The organism is Pseudomonas sp. GW821-FHT07G10, from assembly GCF_059418545.1.
Genome location: NZ_JBWKQB010000011.1, coordinates 80,116 through 102,333, shown reverse-complemented (window position 1 = coordinate 102,333; position 22,218 = coordinate 80,116). Strand labels below are relative to the sequence as shown.

17 protein-coding genes and 2 pseudogenes are annotated in these 22,218 nt (G+C 58.8%); 6 read left to right on the top strand and 13 right to left on the bottom strand.

All coding sequences use genetic code 11. The features are described 5' to 3' along the window. Positions 1-2: 2 nt before the first annotated feature. Genes pqqC through AC07O1_RS14650 form a run of 4 tightly spaced genes read left to right on the top strand, consistent with a single transcriptional unit; the run spans position 3 to position 3,972 of the window. Entirely contained in the window at positions 3-755 is a 753-nt protein-coding gene (pqqC, locus tag AC07O1_RS14665; protein ID WP_495022771.1) for a pyrroloquinoline-quinone synthase PqqC, read from the top strand. Further along, positions 752-1,027 carry a pyrroloquinoline quinone biosynthesis peptide chaperone PqqD gene (pqqD, locus tag AC07O1_RS14660; protein WP_494990579.1) on the top strand — a complete coding sequence of 92 codons (276 nt, stop codon included), beginning with the start codon at positions 752-754 and terminating at the stop codon, positions 1,025-1,027. Before pqqC ends, pqqD begins: the two co-directional genes overlap by 4 nt. Then, entirely contained in the window at positions 999-2,171 is a 1,173-nt protein-coding gene (gene pqqE / locus AC07O1_RS14655) for a pyrroloquinoline quinone biosynthesis protein PqqE (protein WP_495089169.1), read from the top strand. The genes pqqD and pqqE overlap by 29 nt, the downstream gene beginning before the upstream one ends. Beyond that, positions 2,137-3,972, top strand: a complete 1,836-nt coding sequence (locus AC07O1_RS14650; RefSeq protein ID WP_495089168.1) for a S9 family peptidase — start codon at positions 2,137-2,139, stop codon at positions 3,970-3,972. The genes pqqE and AC07O1_RS14650 overlap by 35 nt, the downstream gene beginning before the upstream one ends. A 50-nt stretch (positions 3,973-4,022) precedes the next feature. Here AC07O1_RS14650 and AC07O1_RS14645 read toward each other — a convergent pair whose 3' ends face one another. The 4 genes and pseudogenes from AC07O1_RS14645 to AC07O1_RS14630 form a co-directional block, all read right to left on the bottom strand. Next, on the bottom strand, positions 4,023-4,343 hold the full coding sequence (locus AC07O1_RS14645; RefSeq protein ID WP_495089167.1) for a helix-turn-helix domain-containing protein: 321 nt from the start codon (positions 4,341-4,343) through the stop codon (positions 4,023-4,025). Beyond that, a pseudogene (locus AC07O1_RS14640) lies at positions 4,336-4,691 on the bottom strand (type II toxin-antitoxin system RelE/ParE family toxin). The gene AC07O1_RS14645 and the pseudogene AC07O1_RS14640 overlap by 8 nt, the downstream one beginning before the upstream one ends. Before the next feature lie 242 nt (positions 4,692-4,933). After that, positions 4,934-5,254, bottom strand: a pseudogene (locus AC07O1_RS14635) (aminotransferase class III-fold pyridoxal phosphate-dependent enzyme); the annotation flags it as partial. Further along, positions 5,251-5,949: an MOSC domain-containing protein gene (locus AC07O1_RS14630; RefSeq protein ID WP_495089166.1), complete on the bottom strand. Its 699-nt coding sequence runs from the start codon at positions 5,947-5,949 to the stop codon at positions 5,251-5,253. The gene AC07O1_RS14630 and the pseudogene AC07O1_RS14635, both read right to left, overlap by 4 nt. Before the next feature lie 101 nt (positions 5,950-6,050). Between AC07O1_RS14630 and AC07O1_RS14625 the strand changes: the two genes are divergently transcribed. Continuing rightward, positions 6,051-6,980 carry a LysR family transcriptional regulator gene (locus AC07O1_RS14625; protein WP_495089165.1) on the top strand — a complete coding sequence of 310 codons (930 nt, stop codon included), beginning with the start codon at positions 6,051-6,053 and terminating at the stop codon, positions 6,978-6,980. A gap of 249 nt (positions 6,981-7,229) precedes the next feature. On the opposite strand, the gene AC07O1_RS14620 is transcribed toward AC07O1_RS14625, so the two are convergent. From AC07O1_RS14620 to AC07O1_RS14610, 3 genes are all read right to left on the bottom strand, one after another. Then, positions 7,230-9,008 carry an acyl-CoA dehydrogenase C-terminal domain-containing protein gene (locus tag AC07O1_RS14620; protein ID WP_495011973.1) on the bottom strand — a complete coding sequence of 593 codons (1,779 nt, stop codon included), beginning with the start codon at positions 9,006-9,008 and terminating at the stop codon, positions 7,230-7,232. Between the two features lie 193 nt (positions 9,009-9,201). Further along, positions 9,202-10,491 carry a GGDEF domain-containing protein gene (locus tag AC07O1_RS14615; RefSeq protein ID WP_495089164.1) on the bottom strand — a complete coding sequence of 430 codons (1,290 nt, stop codon included), beginning with the start codon at positions 10,489-10,491 and terminating at the stop codon, positions 9,202-9,204. 386 nt (positions 10,492-10,877) lie between these two features. Further along, positions 10,878-13,022: a cytochrome-c peroxidase gene (locus AC07O1_RS14610; protein ID WP_495089163.1), complete on the bottom strand. Its 2,145-nt coding sequence runs from the start codon at positions 13,020-13,022 to the stop codon at positions 10,878-10,880. A gap of 1,343 nt (positions 13,023-14,365) precedes the next feature. Here AC07O1_RS14610 and AC07O1_RS14605 point away from each other — a divergent pair. Further along, a complete protein-coding gene (locus AC07O1_RS14605; RefSeq protein ID WP_495089162.1) occupies positions 14,366-16,117 on the top strand; it encodes a hypothetical protein in 1,752 nt (583 codons plus the stop codon). A gap of 122 nt (positions 16,118-16,239) precedes the next feature. Here the strand turns inward: AC07O1_RS14605 and AC07O1_RS14600 are convergent, their stop codons facing one another. The 6 genes from AC07O1_RS14600 to bioF all read right to left on the bottom strand — a co-directional run bounded on the left by AC07O1_RS14600 (position 16,240) and on the right by bioF (position 22,108). After that, positions 16,240-18,045 (bottom strand): phenylacyl-CoA dehydrogenase, encoded by a 1,806-nt coding sequence (locus AC07O1_RS14600; protein ID WP_495089161.1) that lies wholly within the window; start codon positions 18,043-18,045, stop codon positions 16,240-16,242. Positions 18,046-18,319: 274 nt separating this feature from the next. Then, the gene (locus AC07O1_RS14595) at positions 18,320-18,616 is read right to left on the bottom strand and encodes a pyrroloquinoline quinone biosynthesis protein PqqE (protein WP_495089160.1); all 297 of its coding nucleotides are present in this window, start codon (positions 18,614-18,616) and stop codon (positions 18,320-18,322) included. A gap of 107 nt (positions 18,617-18,723) precedes the next feature. Continuing rightward, on the bottom strand, positions 18,724-19,404 hold the full coding sequence (gene bioD / locus AC07O1_RS14590; RefSeq protein WP_495089159.1) for a dethiobiotin synthase: 681 nt from the start codon (positions 19,402-19,404) through the stop codon (positions 18,724-18,726). Then, positions 19,401-20,213, bottom strand: coding sequence for a malonyl-ACP O-methyltransferase BioC (gene bioC / locus AC07O1_RS14585; RefSeq protein WP_495089158.1), 813 nt, complete (start codon positions 20,211-20,213; stop codon positions 19,401-19,403). Before bioC ends, bioD begins: the two co-directional genes overlap by 4 nt. Next, positions 20,206-20,937 (bottom strand): alpha/beta fold hydrolase, encoded by a 732-nt coding sequence (locus AC07O1_RS14580; protein ID WP_494990593.1) that lies wholly within the window; start codon positions 20,935-20,937, stop codon positions 20,206-20,208. Before AC07O1_RS14580 ends, bioC begins: the two co-directional genes overlap by 8 nt. Beyond that, positions 20,930-22,108, bottom strand: a complete 1,179-nt coding sequence (gene bioF, locus AC07O1_RS14575) for an 8-amino-7-oxononanoate synthase (protein WP_495089157.1) — start codon at positions 22,106-22,108, stop codon at positions 20,930-20,932. The genes AC07O1_RS14580 and bioF overlap by 8 nt, the downstream gene beginning before the upstream one ends. Between the last annotated feature and the right edge of the window lie 110 nt (positions 22,109-22,218).

The window sequence follows — 22,218 nt, the reverse complement described above, 5'->3', positions numbered from 1 at the left end:
AAATGCCTGACACACCGCTGTCCCCCGCCGAATTCGAACAGGCGCTACGCGCCAAGGGCGCCTACTACCACATTTATCACCCCTACCATGTGGCGATGTATGAAGGCCGGGCGACCCGCGAGCAGATCCAGGGTTGGGTCGCCAATCGCTTTTACTATCAGGTGAACATCCCGCTCAAGGACGCCGCGATCCTGGCCAACTGCCCGGATCGGGAAGTGCGCCGCGAATGGATTCAGCGTCTGCTCGACCACGACGGCGCGCCCGGTGAAGAGGGCGGCATCGAAGCCTGGCTACGTCTCGGCCAAGCCGTCGGTCTGGACCCGGATCAGCTACGCTCCCAGGAACTGGTCTTGCCCGGCGTGCGCTTTGCCGTGGACGCCTACGTCAACTTCGCCCGCCGGGCCCGTTGGCAGGAAGCTGCCAGCAGCTCGCTGACTGAACTGTTCGCCCCGCAAATCCACCAGTCGCGACTCGACAGTTGGCCGCAGCACTACCCGTGGATCGACCCGGCCGGTTATGAGTATTTCCGCACTCGCCTGGGCCAGGCTCGACGTGATGTAGAACATGGTATGGCGATCACTCTGCAGCACTACACTACTCGGGAAGGCCAGGAGCGCATGCTGGAAATTCTCCAGTTCAAACTGGACATCCTTTGGAGCATGCTCGATGCCATGAGCATGGCCTACGAACTGAACCGCCCGCCTTATCACAGCGTGACCGGGCAACGGGTCTGGCATAAGGGAATAACCCTATGAGCTTCGATCGCGGCAAGATCCCGAGCTGGCGGACCGGCTACCGTTACCAGTACGAACCAGCGCAAAAGGGCCACGTGCTGCTGTACCCCGAAGGTATGATCAAACTCAACGAGAGTGCCGCGCTGATAGGCGGCCTGATCGACGGTGGGCGCGATGTCGCGGCAATTATTGCCGAACTGGACGCCCGGTTCCCCGGCGTACCCGAGCTCGGTGACGACATCGAACAATTCATGGAGGTCGCCCGTGCCAAGCACTGGATCGAACTCGCCTGAGCAGGCTCAGCCGCTACCGCCCAGGCCTGAGATCGGCCTGCCATTGTGGCTGCTGGCCGAGCTGACGTACCGCTGCCCGCTGCAATGCCCCTACTGCTCAAACCCGCTGGATTTCGCCGAGCAAGGCAAGGAGCTGAGTACCGAACAGTGGATCAAGGTATTCCGCGAAGCACGGGAAATGGGCGCCGCGCAGTTGGGCTTTTCCGGTGGCGAACCGCTGGTGCGTCAGGACCTGGCCGAGCTGATCGGTGAAGCCCGTAAACTCGGTTTCTACACCAACCTGATCACCTCGGGCATCGGCCTCACCGAGCAGAAAATCAGCGACTTCAAGAAGGCCGGGCTGGACCATATCCAGATCAGCTTCCAGGCCAGCGACGAGCAGGTGAACAACCTGCTGGCCGGCTCGAAAAAAGCCTTCGCGCAAAAACTCGAAATGGCCCGTGCGGTGAAAGCCCACGGCTATCCGATGGTGCTGAACTTCGTCACCCATCGGCACAACATCGACAAAATCGACCGCATCATTGAACTGTGCATCGCGCTGGAAGCGGACTTTGTCGAGCTCGCCACCTGCCAGTTCTACGGCTGGGCGCAGCTCAACCGCGTCGGCCTGTTACCGACCAAAGAGCAACTGGTTCGTGCCGAGCGCATCACCAATGAGTACCGCGCCAGACTGGAAGCCGAAGGGCATCCCTGCAAGCTGATTTTCGTCACCCCGGACTACTACGAAGAACGCCCCAAAGCCTGCATGAACGGCTGGGGCAGCCTCTTTCTCACCGTGACCCCGGACGGCACCGCCCTGCCGTGCCACGGCGCACGACAGATGCCGGTGCAGTTCCCGAATGTGCGCGACCACAGCATGCAGCACATCTGGTACGACTCGTTCGGCTTCAACCGCTTTCGCGGCTACGACTGGATGCCCGAGCCGTGCCGCTCCTGCGATGAAAAGGAAAAGGACTTCGGCGGCTGCCGCTGCCAGGCATTCATGCTCACGGGTGACGCCAGCAACGCTGACCCGGTGTGCAGCAAGTCAGAACATCACGGCGTGATCCTTCAGGCCCGCGAAGAAGCCGAACACGCTACCCAGACCATCGAACAACTGGCCTTTCGCAATGAACGAAACTCACACCTCATCATTAAAGGTTGAACCCATCAGCGCCGCCGAAGCCGTTGCTGCCGGTATCGACTTCGCTGAATTGCGCGTCGGCCCGCACGGCCTGTTCTGGAATGAATACCGCCCCGAAGACGCTACCTGCCGAATCTGGTACCGGCGCGACGGCCAGACCAGCTGCCTGACGCCGTCGGGGTTCAGCGTACGCAGTCGAGTCTATGAATATGGCGGCAGTTCGTTCTGCCTGAGCGCTGACGGGCTGGTGTTCGTCAACGAAGCGGATCAACAGCTTTATCGGCAATCGCTGCAAGGTGAGACGCCCCAGGCGTTGACCCAGGGCGAGTGCCGCTACGGCGATTTGCAGTTCGCTGACGGGCAGGTTCTGGCCGTCGAGGAAAACCACAATCAACACCGACTGATCGCTATCGATGTCGCCAATGGACAACGCCGGTTACTGGTTGAAGGCGCCGACTTCTATGCCGCGCCGACCCTGAGCCCAAACGGTCAGCGACTGGCGTGGATCGAATGGAGTCGCCCGCACCAGCCGTGGACCTCTACGCGATTGATGGTCGCCGAGCGTCAGGCCGACAGCAGTTGGAGCGCGCCGCGCTGTGTAGCCGGTGATGGCACTGAAGAATCCCTGCAACAACCTCGCTTTGATGAGGCCAATCGCCTGTATTGCCTGACCGATCGCGGCGGTTTCTGGCAGCCATGGATCGAATCCGAATCAGGCTTGAACCCGCTCTCCAGCGCTGAAGCGGATCACGCACCCGCGCCTTGGCAACTGGGTAGCAGCACATGGCTGCCGCTGGGTGAAGGTGCCTATCTGGCGAGCTGGACCGAGAATGGTTTTGGCCGACTCGGACTGTGCCAAGGCGATGGTTCGCTACAGGATTTCACCGGCGACTACAGCCGCTTTCGCAATCTGGCGCTGGATGAACAGTTTATTTACTGCATCGCTGCGTCGCCAGTCAGCCCATCCGCGGTGGTCGCCATCAACCGCGACACTCATCGAGTCGAGGTGTTGGCTGGCGGCGTTGCGCCGTTGCCCGCCGACCAGATCAGCTGTCCGCGAACCTTGCGCTACCCAAGTGGCAAGGGTGAAGCCCATGGTTTTTTCTACCCCGCCATGAACGGCGCCACTAAACCGCCTCTGGTGGTGTTTATCCATGGGGGCCCAACCTCCGCCTGCTATCCGATGCTCGATCCACGCATCCAGTATTGGGTGCAACGGGGCTTTGCCATCGCCGACCTCAACTATCGCGGCAGCACCGGCTACGGTCGCGCCTATCGACAGGCGTTGCATTTGAGTTGGGGCGCAGTGGATGTCGAGGACGCTTGTTCGGTCGTCGCCTACCTCGCTGGACAAGGGTTGATCGACGGCGAAAAAGCCTTCATTCGCGGTGGCAGTGCTGGCGGTTACACCACCCTGTGTGCACTGGCGTTTCAGAATGTATTTCTTGCCGGCGCCAGTCTGTACGGCGTCAGCGATCCGACCGCCCTGGTCCGCACCACCCACAAATTCGAGGGTGATTACCTCGACTGGCTGATCGGCGACCCCGAACAGGACGCCGAACGTTACAACGCCCGGAGTCCACTCCTGCACGCAGGCAATATCCGCGTGCCGGTGATTTTCTTCCAGGGTGAGCTCGACGCAGTGGTCGTGCCGCAACAGACCCGCGACATGATCAAGGCCTTAGAGGACAACGGCCTCCCGGCCGAAGCGCATTACTACCCCGATGAACGTCATGGCTTTCGCAAGGCCAGCAATCTGGCCCATGCGCTAGAGCAGGAGTGGTTGTTTTATCAGCGGGTGATGGAGCTGATGGATTTGTAATCCGTCGATGCGACCCAGGCGTCCCGAAAAGATCGTCCGAACGCGCCGCATCAAGCGAGTATTTCGATACCGTACTTCTGCACGATACTCAGTAGTTTGAGCGCCATGCCACTAGGGTGCTTGTCACCCGACTCCCACTGTTTGACGGTGGAGGCGCTGGTATTCAGATAGCGCGCGAACACTGGCTGGCTGACATTGCTGCGCTCGCGCAATTGTTTGATTTGCTCCGCTGGAATTTCAGCAGGCACAGTCGCCAGGCATGATTCATCGAATTGGCGCATGGTGGTCTTGCTGATAGCCCGGGCCGAAAGCAGAGCACTGGCCGAATCATGGATCGACTCAAGTGCTTCACTCTTGAATTTCCTACTCATGGTTTATCTCCACAAACTCTTTCATGTCCAACAACTGCTGGACTTGCCTGTCACTCAGGCCCTCATAGGCCTTGGCCAACTCCCGGAAAGCAACCAGCTCCGACCTGCTGATGTTGCTTTGGTTCTGCTTGGCAAACAAAAACTGAAAGTCCAGTAACAACCACCCTTAGCCAAGACAATCGAGCGGTGGCGATTTGCGTCCAAGCGTTTCTTCCACACTCCGCCGCCGAGATTGTCAGCCTGTCCGCTGAGCATTTCGCTGAATGCAGCAATCAGGGCTGCATCGCAAATCAACGCTTTGCTGGCTTGAGTCGCAAAGCGTTTGGTCTTGAATAACCTGAACATCATAGACATCCTTTTCACAAACATACCACTCAGTGGTATATATCTCCAATGTCAGCCACCGTGGAAACTTTTCGCAGTGGCAGCAGCCGTCCATGCCGATTCCGTTAAAAAGCCATTGTTCTAACGATCGCTCAAGCACGAGGTGGTGTTTCGCAAAGCGCGGAGACAAAAAAAACGCCCCATACCAAAAGAATCAGGCATGAGGCGACGCGTTATACCGCGAGACGGTTCGGGAGTCAGAGAGGGGCCAAATTGAGCTGAGCGCGATGGTGCAGACCGGCACCCGGATTGATCAGCGCCTGGGCCTGAGAGGCAATGGCATTCACTAACACCGAAGGGCTGTGACCAAGACTGTTGACCGCACCAGCTTGAGTGAAATCCAGATACGCGCGGTCTGCGCTGTCCCACAGCCAGGAACCCTGGCCACGAACAAAAATCTGCCGGGGTCGTTCGACACTGGGCATCAGGCACTCGCTGGAAAGGTTATCGCCCCGGGATGACCAACACCGATCCGCCGTTAAATCATCAAGGCTTGGGGAATTGCGACGCAGGTTGAACAGACTCATGCACGCAGCCCCTCAAGCGGTAGGCCGAGCAAACGTGAAGACCAGTCTTCGACCCGGCCGGTGCGCATGCGCTTGATCGCAATATCGCGCCAGCGTGAGGACAGCGCCGGGCAATCCACCAGTTTCTTCAAACCTGCATGCTCCAGAGGCTCCTGATAAAAACAGCGTAAGGCCCAGGCCACGGTCAGCCCGGGGTAGCTGCGCTGGATCAGCTCGAATGGCTGATCGGCACTGACGAAACCAGGCTTGAGCACTCGATAGAACCAGCCGCAACGACCTGCGTCCTGCGCCTGTTGCGGCAGAGACTGCAACCCCCAGCGATGGCTCAGGCGATAACACGGCGAACGCGGCTGGCTGATCTGCAGCAAAGAGCCGCCCCAGCGGAACATGTCGCCCAGACACACCTGCTCCTCCGTCAAACCATGGGTCGAGAGGTTTTCGCCGAACGCCGGTGCACACCAACCGATCTGTGGATAACGTTTGCGCCAATAGACATAGTGCTCGGCCGGGTAATGATGCAGAGCGCGTTCTGGACCTGTGTGAAAACGCGGATCGCCGTGCTCATCGCTGCCCAGGCCTTGCGGCCACAGCCAGAGTCGATTTTCAACCCGGTGCTTATCCGTATCGCTGATCAAACCTTGCCCGAGGTTTTTTGCCTTGCCTATGTAAACACCATCAACGTAAACGGTATTCATCGCGCTCTATGGCCCTGTAAGCCTTGAGAAGGCGGTTAGACTAGGCTTCTGAACGGCCATGGGCCATTTCGATTTTCCAGCTTCTTCGATAAGAATTACTTATGGATTTCAAACAACTGCGTTATTTCGTCGCGGTGTATGAAGAAGGCCATGTGGGACGGGCCGCAGAGCGCTTGTCAATCTCCCAGCCGGCGCTCTCGCAACAGATTCGCCAACTGGAACAGAACCTCGACGTCAGCCTGTTCGAACGCAGCAGCAAACGCCTGTTGCCGACCCTGGCCGCCCACACCTTGTATAACCACGCCCTGCCCTTACTCGATGGCATGCAGCGGGCCCGTGAGGCGCTGCGCAACTTCAAGGGGCAGGCGCTGCGAACGCTGGCCATCGGCGTACTGCAGACCGTACACACCAGCCTGGTGCCACAAATGCTGGAGCGGGTGCGCAAAGCGCAACCGCACCTGGTGGTGCAGATCTATGAGCTGACGGGACTTGAAATCGAAAAACGGCTGCTTAACGGTTCACTGGACATTGGCATCAGCTATCTACCGCCGCGCCAACCGGGGCTGCAGGGTGTGCTGTTGTATGAGGATGAGTTGACCCTTGTCATCCCGGCCGAGCATCCGCTGCGCGAATTCAAGAAGGTCTCAATGAGCCAGGCTGCAGAATTACCAATGTTATTGCTGGGAGAGGAGTTCCAGGTGCGACAGATCTGGCAGGCGCAATTGGCCAATCTCGGACGACGCCCGCAGGTGCAGGCAGAACTGAACAATATGGCCGGGATTCTCGACAGCCTGCCCCACACAAAACTGGCCACCGTATTGCCCGGCCGCTCCCGGCAGGAACACAGCAACAAGGCGTTGCTATGGAAACCGTTGAGTGAGCCGCGGGTACCGCTGAAGGTCGGTCTGGTGTGTCGCGATGTACAACGTCAGCAAGCCACGCTCGAACTTCTGCGCACTTTGCTGGAAGAGGTGATGAATGGCCCGGACGGACGGATAGCGAGCCCGGCAACACTGGATGTGCTGGGCTGAAAGCAGGTTCCTTGCCACAACAACTTTTCTCGCCACAAAAAGAAAACCCCGCCGAAGCGGGGCTTTGCAGACTGTTTCCCTGACATCCATTTCACTCCGCCATCCTGGCAGAATCCTACGTGTCCGTGTTGTTGCTTTGCGCTTCCTGCGCGACGTCCATGTGAAGTAGATTAGCTGTGGATCCAATCTGAGGCTATGGGAGAACGACAGTACGTAATGTAAGAGAATGCTTACATTAGGTAACATTCTTCAGAACTGCGCTGCATCCAGCAGAAACAGCGATTCACTGCCCGCCTTGACCGAGGCGCTCAGCGAGTGAATCCGCGGCAACAGGCGGGCGAAGTAGAAACGTGCCGTGCCCAGTTTGCTGGCGTAGAAGTCATCCTGCGCTTCCTTTCCAAATGCCGCCTTGGCCATCAATGCCCACATGTAGGCGTAGGCCATGTAGCCGAATGCCTGCAGATACTCGACCGACGCGGCGCCAATCTCGTTTGGATTGTTCTTCGCACGGTCCAGCAGCCAGGCCGTCAGCTCGTCGAGGGTATCGACGGCATCATTCAACGGTTTGCTGAACTCGGCCAGGTCGGCACTGGCGGTCGCAGTGAAATGACGAATCTCGTCGGCGAACAGTTTATAGAACGCCCCGCCACTACCGACGATCTTGCGACCCACCAGGTCCAGCGCCTGAATACCGTTGGTACCTTCATAAATCTGGGTAATGCGCACGTCACGAACCAATTGCTCCTGGCCCCACTCGCGGATATAGCCATGGCCGCCGAAGATCTGCTGGCCATGAACGGTGGTTTCCAGCCCCAGGTCGGTGAGGAATGCCTTGGCGACCGGCGTCAGCAAGGCCACCAGATCATCAGCGCGCTTACGGGTAGCGGCGTCTTCGCTGAACTTGGCGGTGTCCAGTTGCATCGCCACGTAAGTGGAGAACGCACGGCCGCCTTCATTCGAGGCTTTCATGGTCAGCAACATGCGACGCACGTCAGGGTGGACGATGATCGGATCAGCGACTTTGTCCTTGGCTTGTGGACCGGTTGGCGAACGGCTTTGCAGCCGATCACGGGCGTACTCGACCGCGTTCTGGTAAGAGCGCTCGCCAGACGCCAGGCCTTGAATGCCGACGCCCAGACGTTCGTAGTTCATCATGGTGAACATCGCCGCGAGGCCTTTGTTCGGCTCGCCGACGATGTAACCCACCGCCTCATCGAAGTTCATCACGCAGGTGGCGGAAGCCTGGATGCCCATCTTGTGTTCGATCGAACCGCAGGTCACCGGGTTACGTTCACCCAGGCTGCCATCGGCATTGACCATGAATTTCGGCACCAGGAACAGCGAGATACCTTTAGGCCCGGCCGGTGCGTCCGGCAGTTTGGCCAGCACCAGATGGATGATGTTTTCGGTCAGGTCGTGCTCACCGCCGGTAATGAAGATCTTGGTTCCGCTGACCTTGTAGGAACCGTCGGTCTGCGGCTCAGCCTTGGTGCGGATGATCCCCAGATCGGTCCCGGCATGAGGTTCGGTCAGGCACATGGAGCCCGCCCAGACGCCGGCGTACATGTTTGGCAGGTACGTAGCTTTGAGCTCTTCGCTGGCATGGGTGTTGATCGACACACAGGCGCCAGAGGTCAGCATCGGATACAAACCGAAGGCCAGGCTGGACGAGTTGATCATCTCTTCGACCTGGGCCGAGACCGCCTTAGGCATGCCCATGCCGCCGAAAGCAGGATCGCCACCGACACCCACCCAGCCACCTTCAGCGTAGGTCTGATATGCCTGTGGGAAACCTTGCGGCGTGGTGACCACACCGTCGCTCCAACGGCAGCCTTCTTCGTCAGCGTTACGGCTCAGCGGCGCGATGCTTTTGCTGGTGACTTTGCCGGCTTCTTCGAGAATCGCCTCGACGGTTTCAGCATCGACTGTGTCAGCCAGAGCAGGCAGTTCGGCCCAGAGTTTGGCGACCTCGAAAACTTCATTGAGGACGAAGCGCATATCGCGCAGGGGCGCTTTGTAGTCAGCCATGGCAAACCTCGTGAGAACTTGACAAGTGATTCGTAGGATCGGTTTTACGCTAGATCCCGAGTGTAACCGAACAACTTTTAAGACACATAGGGTCAGCTAGTGACTATTTTGTAAAGTTTAGTCATCAAGACCAGGCTATAGATTCTCAGTGTAGGTGCGTATGTTTCGCGGGAAAGTCTCGCGGCGCCGACACTCAACCCGCTGCGGCGTCCATACGCACTGCGCCACGGCGGTTTTGACCGAATGCCATGACGCAGTTACGCCCGGCACCCTTGGCACTGTACAGCGCCTGATCCGCCGATTTGAGCACTTCTTCCGGGGTTCGTTGCTCGATCCGCTCGGCCACCCCGATGCTGACCGTTACCGAAACGCTGGAGGCCGAGGCGCCGGCCCGGCGCTGTCGCCCCTGCTGATCGTCCTGTGGGCGGCTGTCCTGGTTGCGCAAATGGATGTCGTAGGTAGCAATCGATTCGCGGATGACTTCAAGGTGCGGCATGCACTCTTCCAGGGTCTTGCCGGCAAACACCAGAGCGAACTCTTCACCACCGTAGCGATAGGCACGTCCACCGCCGCTGATTTTCGACAGTTTGCTGGCCACCAGACGCAGCACCTGGTCGCCGACGTCGTGGCCGTGGGTGTCGTTGAATTTCTTGAAATGATCGACGTCACCCATCGCCAACACATAGTTGCGGCCCAGGCGCTGCAAGCGTTCGTTCAGGGCGCGGCGTCCGGGCAGGCCGGTCAGCTCGTCGCGGAAGGCCATTTGATAGGCTTCGTGAGCAACCGCCGCAGCGATCATCAACATCACCTGGCTGCACATGATGTTCAGGGTGAACGGCAAAATGAAGGTCTTTGGCAACATCCAGAACAGCCCGAGCAAACCCACCAACTGCGCCGCATGCAACGGCCTTGGGTTGCACCAGTACTGCACGGCCAGCAGCAGGAACGAGGCGAAGAACACCGGGTAAGACAACTGGATCAGACTCATCCAGCTGCCATGCAACGCTGGCCAGCGGATCTCCGCCAACCAGGCCAGCAGCGCTTGCGGAAAACTTTGCTCAAGGCTCAGCGCGACACTGCCAAACACCAGCAACACGGCGAAGCGCGCCACCATGTCCTGAAACAAATGAGTGCGCTCCTGCCAGGCGGCGAACAATCCATACAGCAAAGGCAGCAGCAGGCAACACAGATGGAACACTACCGCAGCGTCTTCACGGACTTTTCCGTTGTCGCGGTAATAGTCGGTCTGGGTGTCGAGCAGAAAATAGGCGGTGTACACCGTGACCATCAGAAACAGTTCACGCTGACGTCGATAAACCGCGCAGTAAGAACCGCCAAGCAACAGTACCAAGGTCGGCAGCACGTTGAACAACGAGGTGAAGAAGACGTTGAGATCCTTGACGTAGGCAGCCGCAAGCCCCGCGAGCAATAGCAGTAATGAGGGCAAAAAATGACTGAAACGTACAGCGCTGGAACGCGGCAAGGGTAAAACTCCGACCCGGCAAATCAATAGATGGCATTGTGCCTGCATTTCTCGCAATTAAGCACACGCAGAGTGACGCGCATCACACTGCACACCCTTTAACGGCAGCAAAAGCGTTCTACTTAGCGTTTTAGTCGGGAATTTTTTGCGATTAAGTCGGTGCTGCTGAGTCCTGCAGGAGCGAGCGGTGCAGCGATCCGACTTGCCCGCGAAACAGACGCTGCGGTCCTGCAGATGGACCGCATGGTCTTTCATCGCGGGCAAGTCTCCCTGAAACGCCGGTTTCCCGAGGTACCACCTGACCCGATTTCAGCTCGTCCTTGAGCCGGTAGCTCTGCCCGCAGACCTGCACGACGTGAGATCCAGCAGCACGGAGGTCATCCAGATCAAAGGTCGTTGTTGAACGGCTGCAAAGGCCCCTCTTTGATGGTGCGACCTTTTGCACCGACGGCTTTGAGCGACAACCGCGCATCTACCGCCTGCGAGCTCGTAATCTTGGGATTAATCGGCCGTCCCACCACGGAGTTTTCGTCACCCAACTCGCCTTGCGGAATCACAAGCGACGGATGATCGAATGGCGCTTGCTCCCAGGCGACCCGCGGATCGGTCAACCCGACCTCCAGGAACTTGACCAGTGCGTCCATTTCCGCGGGGGTGAAGTTTATAGGGGCAATATCCGGATCGAGGTTCGAGGTGTTGTGCTGATTCGCGCCGGGATTATCGAATCCACTGCTGTTGTTCGCATCCTGGCCACGCCGATCACCGCCGCGGTTGTAGAACTCTACGACCTGTTGCAGGGTCGCCCGGCTGCCATTGTGGAAATACGGCCCGGTCAAAGCGATGTTGCGCAGCGTCGGCACCTTGAAGGCGCCATCGACGGCATCGCGGAAGCCGACTTTGGGCGTGAGCGTCGGGTCACAGGGTATCGCCGAGCTCAATGGCACTGCGAACAAGCACACGTCGACAGTAAAAGGGTCAGGCACCTGGCCGCCTTGCAGCATGGTGTTGTATTCGCGAGTGAATGACAGCGGGTTACCCCATGGATCCTTATCGCCGACCCCCACGTCCTCCGAGGTCGGGCGCACACCGATGTTGTAGAAGGAGTTGTCATAGAGCGTAGTCAGGCCGTCAGCCATCACCATACGTTCGACGAGCGCAAGGGGCGTGAGGTGCAAACGGGTGGCTGCGCCGGTCAATTCCGGCCCGCCGTGGCAATTGATGCACCTGCCCTTGCCAGTGAAAAGATTCATACCCTCGACTTGCTGGGCATTCAATGCCTGACTATCACCCAGCAAATAGGCATCCAGCGGCGTATGATCCGAGACCAGGGTGGATTCGTACATCTGGATCGCGAGCCCGAAGAAGAGCGGGAAGTTGGCCTCCATCTGGCTATACGGCGCGCCACCCAGCGAAACCTGCTGCGTCGCGTTCCACAGCCGTGGCCGGAAGGCCTTCTGGACCAGTTCACGATAGGAAGGTCGGCGGCCGACAATGGGGGCCAATACCGAATCGGTTAATGAGATCTGCTGCTGCTTGAGTATCAGATTGTCGAGCATGCGTCGGCCGATGTCCGCGAAGGTGCGCCCGCCGCAGGACATTTCGACTGGGCTGCCGGGAGGTCCCACGGCCTGCGAGGCGGCAGAGGCATCCTTGAGTGCTAGCCGCACCTTGGCCGCAACCCCGCTGCTGTCTCTGGTAACGAAGATGGCGGCATCGGGATCGCGATTGCCGAACGGCGAGAAGCCATTGAAGACGTTATTGGCCCGGCCATCCCAGAAATTGCGCACGTTGAAGGCGGCGTTGATTACCGTAGGTGCGTTGCGCCCTGTACTACGACGGACATTGATGCCATTGACCTGGAAGATACCGTCCGGCTGCCGCTTGCAATCGTCGAAACGCGATTGACGCGGCTTGACGAAGTTGGCGTCGAACACGCCTTGTGAGCCGATCACATCGTCGGTCGAGTAGAGGATCGGTGAATTGCGATCGAGCGGATTAGCCAGCACATGGGTCGGAAAGTCGGTTTTCTTGAGCGTGTAGTTCGGGCCGCCCTTGCCACCGGATCTGGTCGTGTATGAGGCCACGTCGCCGGGGATGTCGGACGCTGCGAATGGTTTGTTGAAGAGCGACGCGACGTTCGCATTGGTGTTTCTCTGGCCGGGGTTGATCTGGTTGGTGATCCGGTGATCGGCCCCGGCGTGAAAGTGGCAAGTCGCGCAAGCGGTGGAGCCATCGCTGCCGACCTCCATGTCCCAGAAAAGGGCCTTGCCCAATTGGATCGCCGCTGTGCGATTTTGCACGTAGTCGCCCATCAGAGTGACTTCGAATCCGTCTTCGGTTCCCGAGGGGTCGGGCGGTGTGATACCGCTCAGCGGCTGCAGGGTGGGTAGTACATCCACAAGCGGTGGAGCAGCGATCACTGGTGCTGTAGCGGCGAGGGCATTCTTGAAGGGCAGACTCACTACAACCAGGCCGCCTGCGATCGCGCAGGTCAAGCGGATAGTTCGATGGATGCTCAAGTGTTTCATCATGATGACACTCTCGTTCAATATGGGGTTGTCCCGTTGCGAGATAAACTCCTGGCCAGGAATCTTGCTGCTCGCGCAAGTTATAACTCCGATTGGAAGTTGGCTGGCGTGAGGCGTAGTCGAACTGGCAAAGTGCTCTCTTGTTTTAGGCCGAATTGAAATGTTCTTTTGTCACACCACGATGGGCGTCCAAGTGGACTCTAGCTGCAATGGAAAATTTTAGTAGTCGAATTTTAAATATTTTTTATCGAACAGACCATTTGTCAGCTTAAAAAAAACAACCGAGCACAGATGAGCAGCAACAATCAGAAAGAGCGGTTACACCCCCCTCAACTTCGGTGTGAAATTCCCCACTATTGGGTGTAATTCCCCAGTAGCATCCGCGTCTTTATTCACGCAGGATCTCAGCCAATAGCCAATGTTTACGGAGCCTTCATGGCAAATTAAATATTTTTCATACGGCTGGCAGAGTAAATGCAGAGTGGGTTCACCCCATCTATAAAAGTTGGAGAGTTGGAAAATAGCAAGTGCCCAATTTGTGTGATGATATGGACCGTTGGTTTGCACCATGAACCACCCTGAACATATGAGCGCGCAGGTCGCACTACATTGGTTATCGGCATTGATTATTCTATGATCATTGAGTGCCGATTCTTACGCTGCCTTATTCAATGTATCGGCAGACGTCAAACTAACCATTACCACATTGAATATTTCGATAACGACATCGCTCATACTGTTTTTTATGGCGCGTGTATGTTTGCGCTTTAACCATTGACGCAAACACTCGTCCAGGCCGGGTGAATTACCGGTCGCCTTTGTCCTGCTCTCGAGCCCGCGAGAAAGGCTTAATCGACAACTCACGGCGGCCAGCGGCATCAGACGGGCTATCCAAGCCAATCCCTGTACTCCCCCTCCCCCACACAAAATCACAAAAAACACTGCGAGAAAAAATCACTGCATTGCTCGGTACCGGTACGAGCGATCTGCGGATGACGGTTGAGGCGGTGCGCCTGGGTTGTGGCCTGGCGCAGCAGGCCTGCCGCCATCCTCAACTTCGCGCCACACTCCCCGTGTCTGGGGACATCTCCCCCCACATCTGCGCTTCGAACAGGTCTGTGCGGAGTGCAAAAAAAAGGCGCCGCAGCCAGCATTTCCGCGCGTTAGCGACTGATTGTGCAATTAGGCACGACAACTGCTTTACACGCTCCAGGCTCAGAGAAATGTCTCTCGCGAGCCCCAATTCGACGCTGCTCTGCTCCGTATTTTTTGCGCAGCCTTAGTGCATCACCGGGTAGGCGAGTCGATTGACCGGCAACTGGCCCAGCAAGATATTGGAGAGGACCATGAGCATACGTGAAAAAGCAAAAACGCTAGCCACACCACCGTTTCACAAACGATTCAACGGCATCATCGCTCGTCCCACACTGATCGCCGGTGCGGTCGCCTTCGCTCTGGTCCTTGGGGGGGGAGGTTATGCACTTGCCAAAGGTGGGACTGCCACGCCCCCCGCCCCGGGCGCAACAACGCAGTTCCCAACGGCCACGCTCCCTGATCCGCTATTCGCGAACCAGAATGCGATTCACCAATTCGACGTCGTTGGCTTTATCCAGAACATGACCCTGGACACCAGCAATGCCGCCTGCCCTAACACCAGCGCCCCTGGCCGCTTTGGTGGTACGGTCCAACTGAATGGCGTTACGTATACAGTCCCTTGCAACACTGTTATCCAGATGCCGGCCAATACCCTGACGTGGGCCCAATTCGTCAACGGTGGATCGCTGGCCCTCAGTAAAGTCCCGCCTGCTTACCCATCGTTCGAGATCCATGTGGTTGGCAATACCGTCGGCACCAAGCAAATCGCCGGGCTGATAACTGTCTCCCAGCAATCAATCAACGCCGGCAGCGGCGTCATCACCAAGATCGACTACGCCACTGGCAACATCCAGGTTGACAGCGGCAACCCGCTGCAGCCGACGATCATCCAGATCAACGATCCGAATGGGCGCTTTGGCCGTCCCCAGAGCCCCGACCCGCGCTTCTCCGTCGATGACGCCAACCCGACTATCTACGCCGCCACCGGCTACCCGATGTGCGTGCCACGCACGGCAGGTGGGAGCGACACACTCTGCCCAGAGAAAAACCGGCCAAAGGTCGTTTCCGCGACCAGCTCTAACAACTGCCGAAACTTCAGCCAGGCTGGCGTAGCTCCCCCTAGAAGCGGAGAGCTTACCCCGCCGAGCCTGGGCCAGCTCTATTGCAGCCAGTACGTCATGAAGAGCTTCAGCGATGCTACACGCACGGCGACGGACCCCGACCCGACCCAGCAAGCACCGTTCGAAGTCGGCGACTTTATCAAATACGCTGGCACGCTGTTCAAGTCGACTACAGTGGGTGCCCCGGACTTCATCTCGGCGCACACGATAGAGGCCAGCATCGGGATCTACACTCAGCCTGGTACGCAGCCCAGCTACCTGGCTATCGGAGGTTTTGGCATCGGCAGCGCCGACCCCTCGGCGACGGCTGTCAACGGTGCGGCGCAGGAGGCGCCGAATCGGATTTTCCTCGAAGCATTGACTACCGACGTCAAGACTCCGGTCGACATTTACCTGATAGACGTCGATCCTTCGACCGGCGCGCAAACCAACCGCTGGGTGACACCTTTTGAGATGACGGGTGAGTGCAACCCTGTGGCCCTTACAACGAGCTGTTTCGGCGCCTCGGGTGGCATCACGACCCAGAACGTTGGCCCTCAGCCGCAACGTGCGAGGCTTCGGGCGACCAAGGCGCCGCTTGGGCTCCTCAGCCAGCCGACTCGTACCCTGCGCGTCATGGTGCGCTCACTCTGCGTTCCGACGGCGACCGCCAGCCAGACTGCAGTGGACAGTTGCTTGCAAAATGCCAGTAAGCTAACAGTGGCCAACGGTCTCATTGCGGGACAGTATGTGGCGCCGACGTTTGATTTCATCTTCCCGGAAAACATCAGGCCGGGCGACCCCATCGTCCCGAACGACTTCTGGCACCTGCCGTTCCTGCGCAATGGGGAAGGTGCAAGCACCCCGACTGGCGTCGGCCCGCTGGAGCCTACCCCGTGGTGAGCATGGTCTAACAACTCAGGAGCAAAGCCTTACAAGCCCGGATGCAAGGTCCGGGCTTTTTTCATTCAAAAAAAACCGCGGCTCCCGGAGGAGCCGCGGCTTTTGAAGGACTGCGTCAGGGCTTAGTAACCCAGACCGAAGTCTTCTTCTTTCATGCCCATCAGGTTGTTGGCACCCGACAGCATGGTTGCTACGTGAGTGCGGGTACGCGGCAGGATGCGCTGGAAGTAGAAGCGCGCAGTCTGCAGCTTGGCGGTGTAGAACGCCTCTTCGGTGGTGCCGGCAGCCAGTTTTTCAGCCGCCAGACGCGCCATGTCAGCCCAGAAGTAAGCCAGGCAGGCATAACCGGAGTACATCAGGTAATCCACCGAAGCGGCACCGACTTCTTCGCGATCTTTCATGGCAGCCATACCGACCTTCATGGTCAGCTCGCCCCACTCTTTGTTCAGCGCAGCCAGAGGCTCGACAAACTCTTTGAGCGCTTCGTTGCCTTCGTTGGTCTGGCAGAACTTGTGGACGATCCTGGTGAAACCCTTCAGAGCCTCGCCTTGAGTCATCAACACTTTACGGCCCAGCAGGTCCAGCGCCTGAATACCGGTGGTGCCTTCGTACAGCATGGAAATACGGCTGTCGCGAACGTTCTGCTCCATGCCCCACTCGGCGATGAAGCCGTGGCCGCCGTAGATTTGCACGCCATGGTTGGCGGATTCAAAGCCCACTTCAGTCATGAAGGCTTTGGCGATAGGAGTCATGAAGGCCAGCAAAGCGTCGGCTTTCTTCTTCTCTTCCTCGTCCACACCGTACTTGACGATGTCGACCTGTTTGGCAGTGAAGTACACCATTGCACGGTTGCCTTCGGCGAAGGCCTTCATGGTCAACAGCATGCGGCGTACGTCAGGGTGCACGATGATCGGGTCAGCGGCTTTGTCCGGCGCTTTCGGGCCAGTCAGGGAACGCATTTGCAGGCGATCGCGAGCGTACTTCAGGCCGCCCTGGAAACCGATCTCGGCGTGAGCCAGACCTTGCAGAGCAGTGCCCAGACGCGCGGTGTTCATAAAGGTGAACATGCAGTTCAGGCCTTTGTTCGCCGGGCCGATCAGGAAACCGGTGGCCGCGTCGAAGTTCATCACGCACGTCGCGTTACCGTGGATACCCATCTTGTGTTCCAGGGAACCGCAGGTCACAGCGTTGCGCGAACCGACCGAACCGTCAGCGTTTGGCAGGAACTTGGGAACGATGAACAGGGAAATACCTTTGGTGCCGGCCGGTGCATCCGGCAGACGTGCCAGAACGATGTGGACGATATTGTCGGCCATGTCGTGCTCACCGGCCGAGATGAAGATCTTGGTGCCGGTGACTTTGTAGGAACCGTCAGCCTGAGGTTCGGCCTTGGTGCGCAACATGCCCAGGTCAGTGCCGCAGTGCGGTTCGGTCAGGCACATGGTGCCGGTCCATTCGCCGGAGACCAGCTTGGTCAGGTAAGCCTCTTGTTGCTCAGGTGTACCGTGTTCGGAAATGGTGTTCATCGCGCCATGGGACAGGCCTGGGTACATGCCCCACGACCAGTTGGCTTCGCCAACCATTTCGCTGACTGCCAGCCCCAGCGACTCCGGCAAGCCTTGGCCACCATGCTCTATGTCATGGGCCAGACTCGGCCAGCCACCTTCGACGAATTGCTTGTAGGCTTCTTTGAAGCCCGTCGGGGTCTTAACGCCGGTTTCGCTCCAGGTGCAGCCTTCGGTGTCACCCACACGGTTCAGCGGAGCCAACACCTGCTCACAAAACTTGGCGCCTTCCTCGAGAATGGCGTCAACCATATCCTTCGTTGCGTCCTGGCAAGCCGGCAGGCTCTGATAGTGCGCTTCGTAACCGAGCAGTTCGTCACGAACGAAGCGAATATCACGCAAGGGGGCCTTGTAGTCAGGCATAGCGATAAACCTCTGCTGATGAAACCGGGAATGAACGACCGCGTTGGTTTGTCGTGGCGGTCAAACAGTTGTTTGAAACATACGTTTACGACCAAACCTTGTCAAGCGTCGATCATTTGCCGTTCGTCATCGCCTGCCGCAACGCCACGCACGCAAAGGCCCACAGCCATTACCTGCGCAAAGACGGTGTAGGAAATATTAGTTGAAAGAGAAGGACATGCCCGACAGAACGCCATGCAACGCACGGCGCAGGAGCAGAAAAATCAGCGTGGGATCACGCGTAGGTATTGATCAGCGTACCGAGCATTTCATCGGACGCCTTGGCGACTTTGACCCCCAGTTCCGCCTGAATCTTGCCCATGGACATATCGACCATGCTGCTCGCCAGATCCGATTGCTGGCTGCGATCTACCGAGCGCAGGCGATCGACCTGGGCCTCGGAAGACTGGCTGGTGAGCGCGCGTTCGACAGTCGTGTTGGCGATCTGGCCGGCAGCCTGATCGACACGATTCTGCCCTGTCTGGAGAGTGTTCAGACCAGCGTAGAAAGCGGTATTCCCTGAGATTTCCATGGAAGAACTCAATCCTGCAGAGGATAAACAGCGTCCATTGAAGCAGACCCACCCGGAAAAGGCCCGATAAAAACACTAATGGCATAGTGCCTTATCATAGGCAAAATCTAGTCTAGAAGGTCCAGTTGCAAATACTCGGCCACCGCTTCTGCTGTGACAACCTTGAGCTTGGGCACCCGACCGAGACACGGCGCGGGCAACCGTTCGGCCAGAGTCGCGAGATTCTCCTCCAGACGCGAAGTCTTGGGATCGATGATGTTGGCCACCCAACCCACCAACTGCAGACCGTCCCGGGCAATCGCCTCGGCCGTCAGCAACGCATGACTGATGCAACCCAGGCGCACACCCACTACCAGAATCACCGGCAAAGCCAGGGCCATCGCCAGGTCCGACAGGTTGTCCTGATCGGCCAACGGCACTCGCCAACCGCCAGCGCCTTCGATCAACGTGAAGTCGGCCTGCTGGCCCAGAATATGCCGCATCGGCGCCAACAACGACTGAACAGTGAGCGCCACGCCCGCCTCGCGGGCCGCCAGATGGGGTGCGATCGCCGGCTCGAATGCCACCGGGTTGACCTCGGCATAACTCAGCGGCAATGAGCATTCAGCCAGCAACGCCAGTGCATCGGCGTTGCGCAGCCCCTTGGGCGTCAGCTCACAGCCGGAGGCCACCGGTTTACCCGCCGCCGTGCTCAATCCCGCCGAGCGCGCAGCATGCAACAGGCCTGCGGCGATGGTGGTCTTGCCGACATCGGTATCAGTGCCGGTGATGAAATAGGCTGCACTCATAAAGGTTTCTCCAATACGGCGTAGACCACTTGGTAAGTCGCAGGCAGCCCTTGTGCCTGACGAAACTGTTCATAGGCCTGGATCAAACCGAGTATCCGCGCCCGGCCCGTCAAACCACCCGGCCGACCGGGGTTCAGATTGTGCGCGCCCAAGGCTTTGAGCTCGTGAGTCAGGCTGCGCACGTCCGGGTAATGCAACACATGCGGGCGAGTTTCCAGGCTGACTACACGCAAACCGCTGGCAGCACACAGCCGCTGATAAGCGCTGAACTGGCGGAAGCGATTGACGTGAACCATGCCATCCACCTGGCTCCAGCTATCGCGCAATTCATACAACGTACCGACGCACAGACTGGCAAACGCCAACACGCCACCAGGCTTCAGTACGCGATGCGCCTCACTCAGCACCGAGCTGAAGTCCGCACACCACTGCACCGCCAGGCTGGAAAAAACAAGCTCGCAACTCTGCGCCTGCAACGGTAAACGCTCGGCATCGCCGGCGATGAAATGTACTGCACCACCTAACGGGCGAGCGTGGTTGAGCATGCCTTCTGCAATGTCCAGCGCCAGCCCTTCGCTCTCGGGGAATGTCTGACCCAGAACGCGACTGAAATAACCCGTGCCGCAGCCCATATCCAACCAGCGACCGGGGGAGAAGTCACCCGGCAAGCGGCTCAGCAATTCACCGCCAACCGCCCGCTGCAACTCAGCCACGCTGTCATAACTGGCCGCCGCGCGGGAAAAGGACGCCGCTACCTGACGCTTGTCGGGCAGGCCGCCGGGAAGATTGGGGAGGGACAAATCAGTCATCACCGGACTCATGCAAAAAGGCCTGGATCGCCCCCGCCACACCGTGGGGGTCTTCCAGTAGAAACGCGTGGCTGGCCTGTTCAATCAGACCGATTTCGACATCCGGCAACAACGCCAGCAACGCCCCCGCCGCTTCGGCCGGGACCAGGCCGTCGAGCCCGGCAAACAGATGCAACTGCGGGCCACGGAAGGATTGCAAGGCCTGGCGGGTATCCAGTTGCGCGAGCAACTCCAACCCGCTCAACAGGGCTGAAGGCGGTGTATTCGGCGCACCACCGAGCAACAGACGCGCTATGCCGCGCGGGTCATTGGCGCCTTGGGCGCAGAGCAGGCCGAAACGCTTAAGCGTCCCCCGCGGGTCGGCCCCGCACCCGGCAAGAAACGCATCAAAGGTTTCCCCCTGCATCGCGCTCGGCCATTCGTCATGGGCAACAAAACAAGGATTACTGGCCATCGTCAGCAAACCGCAGCAACGATCGCCACGTCGGGCGGCCAGTTCCGAGGCGAGCATGCCACCCAGTGACCAACCACCCAGCCAGGCATTGTCCGGCAGGATTGCGTCGAGTTCGTCGAGCCACTCATCCAGGTCACCCGATTCAAGCTCCGGTAACGGTTCGATATCGACCCGCAGGTGTTCGTCCAGCCCCTGCAAAGCAGCCGCCAGCGGTTCCAGCGGCGAAATGCCGAGGCCCCAACCGGGCAGCAGAATCAGTCGATCACGCATGGCTTGGCTCCGGTCCCAATTCGCTAAAGCAGTCTGCCAGTCCATTTAACAATAGCTGGACCTGAGCCTCGCTGTGGGCCGCGGACAAGGTCACGCGCAAACGTGCGCTGCCGGCCGGCACGGTCGGCGGACGAATCGCAGTGACCATCAAGCCGCGCTCGCGCAACATCTGCGACAAGCGAACGGCGCGCCCGCTATCGCCGATCATGATCGGCTGGATCGGCGTAAAACTGTCCATCAGTTCCAGACCAATCTGCTCGGCGCCGTGGCGGAACTGGCGGATCAGCGCATTCAGGTGCTCACGTCGCCAATGCTCGCTGCGCAGCAGTTCGAGGCTTTTGAGCGTGGCACAAGCCAGTGCCGGCGGTTGGCTGGTGGTGTAGATGTACGGCCGGGCGAACTGGACCAGGCTTTCGATCAGCTCTTCGCTACCGGCGACGAACGCCCCCGCCGTGCCGAAGGCTTTACCCAGCGTGCCGACTAATACCGGCACATCCTCCTGACTCAAACCAAAGTGCTCGACGATCCCGCCGCCGTTGGCACCCAACGGACCAAAGCCGTGGGCGTCATCGACCATCAACCAGGCGCCTTTGGCTTTGGCCACCCGGGCCAGCGCGGGCAAATCGGCGAGGTCGCCGTCCATGCTGAACACGCCATCGGTCACCACCAGCGTGTTGCCGGTGGCTTTTTCCAGACGCTTGGCCAGGCTGATCGCATCGTTATGCAGATAGCGATTGAAGCGAGCGCCGGACAACAGCCCGGCATCCAGCAACGATGCATGATTGAGCCGGTCTTCCAGCACCGTATCGCCCTGCCCGACCAGCGCCGTGACCGCGCCGAGGTTGGCCATGTAACCGGTGGTGAACAGCAGCGCCCGCGGGCGGCCGGTCAAATCGGCCAAGGCTTCTTCCAGCGCATGGTGCGGGGCGCTGTGGCCGATCACCAGATGTGAAGCGCCACCGCCCACGCCCCAACGAGCCGCCCCGGCGCGCCACGCTTCAATCACTTGCGGATGATTGGCCAGGCCCAGGTAATCGTTGTTGCAGAACGCCAGCAACGGCTGACCGTCGACCACCACTTCCGGGCCTTGGGGGCTTTCAAGCAGAGGACGATGGCGATAAAGGTTTTCGGCACGACGAGCAGCAAGGCGTGCGGCGAGATCGAAAGACATGCAGGCCTCGGGGGCAGATCACAGGATGTGGGTAATTGCCCAATCCCAATGTAGGAGCGAGCTTGCTCGCGATGACGGTCTGACATTCAACATTGACGTTGACTGTGCCA

Coding starts and splice junctions, on each gene's coding strand:
- bioC (WP_495089158.1), bottom strand. CDS start 20,213: ATGACTGATTTGTCCCTCCCCAATCTTCCCGGCGGCCTGCCCGACAAG.
- AC07O1_RS14645 (WP_495089167.1), bottom strand. CDS start 4,343: ATGAGTAGGAAATTCAAGAGTGAAGCACTTGAGTCGATCCATGATTCG.
- bioF (WP_495089157.1), bottom strand. CDS start 22,108: ATGTCTTTCGATCTCGCCGCACGCCTTGCTGCTCGTCGTGCCGAAAAC.
- pqqC (WP_495022771.1), top strand. CDS start 3: ATGCCTGACACACCGCTGTCCCCCGCCGAATTCGAACAGGCGCTACGC.
- AC07O1_RS14650 (WP_495089168.1), top strand. CDS start 2,137: ATGAACGAAACTCACACCTCATCATTAAAGGTTGAACCCATCAGCGCC.
- AC07O1_RS14620 (WP_495011973.1), bottom strand. CDS start 9,008: ATGGCTGACTACAAAGCGCCCCTGCGCGATATGCGCTTCGTCCTCAAT.
- AC07O1_RS14580 (WP_494990593.1), bottom strand. CDS start 20,937: ATGCGTGATCGACTGATTCTGCTGCCCGGTTGGGGCCTCGGCATTTCG.
- AC07O1_RS14610 (WP_495089163.1), bottom strand. CDS start 13,022: ATGATGAAACACTTGAGCATCCATCGAACTATCCGCTTGACCTGCGCG.
- pqqD (WP_494990579.1), top strand. CDS start 752: ATGAGCTTCGATCGCGGCAAGATCCCGAGCTGGCGGACCGGCTACCGT.
- AC07O1_RS14600 (WP_495089161.1), bottom strand. CDS start 18,045: ATGCCTGACTACAAGGCCCCCTTGCGTGATATTCGCTTCGTTCGTGAC.
- bioD (WP_495089159.1), bottom strand. CDS start 19,404: ATGAGTGCAGCCTATTTCATCACCGGCACTGATACCGATGTCGGCAAG.
- AC07O1_RS14595 (WP_495089160.1), bottom strand. CDS start 18,616: ATGGAAATCTCAGGGAATACCGCTTTCTACGCTGGTCTGAACACTCTC.
- AC07O1_RS14625 (WP_495089165.1), top strand. CDS start 6,051: ATGGATTTCAAACAACTGCGTTATTTCGTCGCGGTGTATGAAGAAGGC.
- AC07O1_RS14630 (WP_495089166.1), bottom strand. CDS start 5,949: ATGAATACCGTTTACGTTGATGGTGTTTACATAGGCAAGGCAAAAAAC.
- AC07O1_RS14605 (WP_495089162.1), top strand. CDS start 14,366: ATGAGCATACGTGAAAAAGCAAAAACGCTAGCCACACCACCGTTTCAC.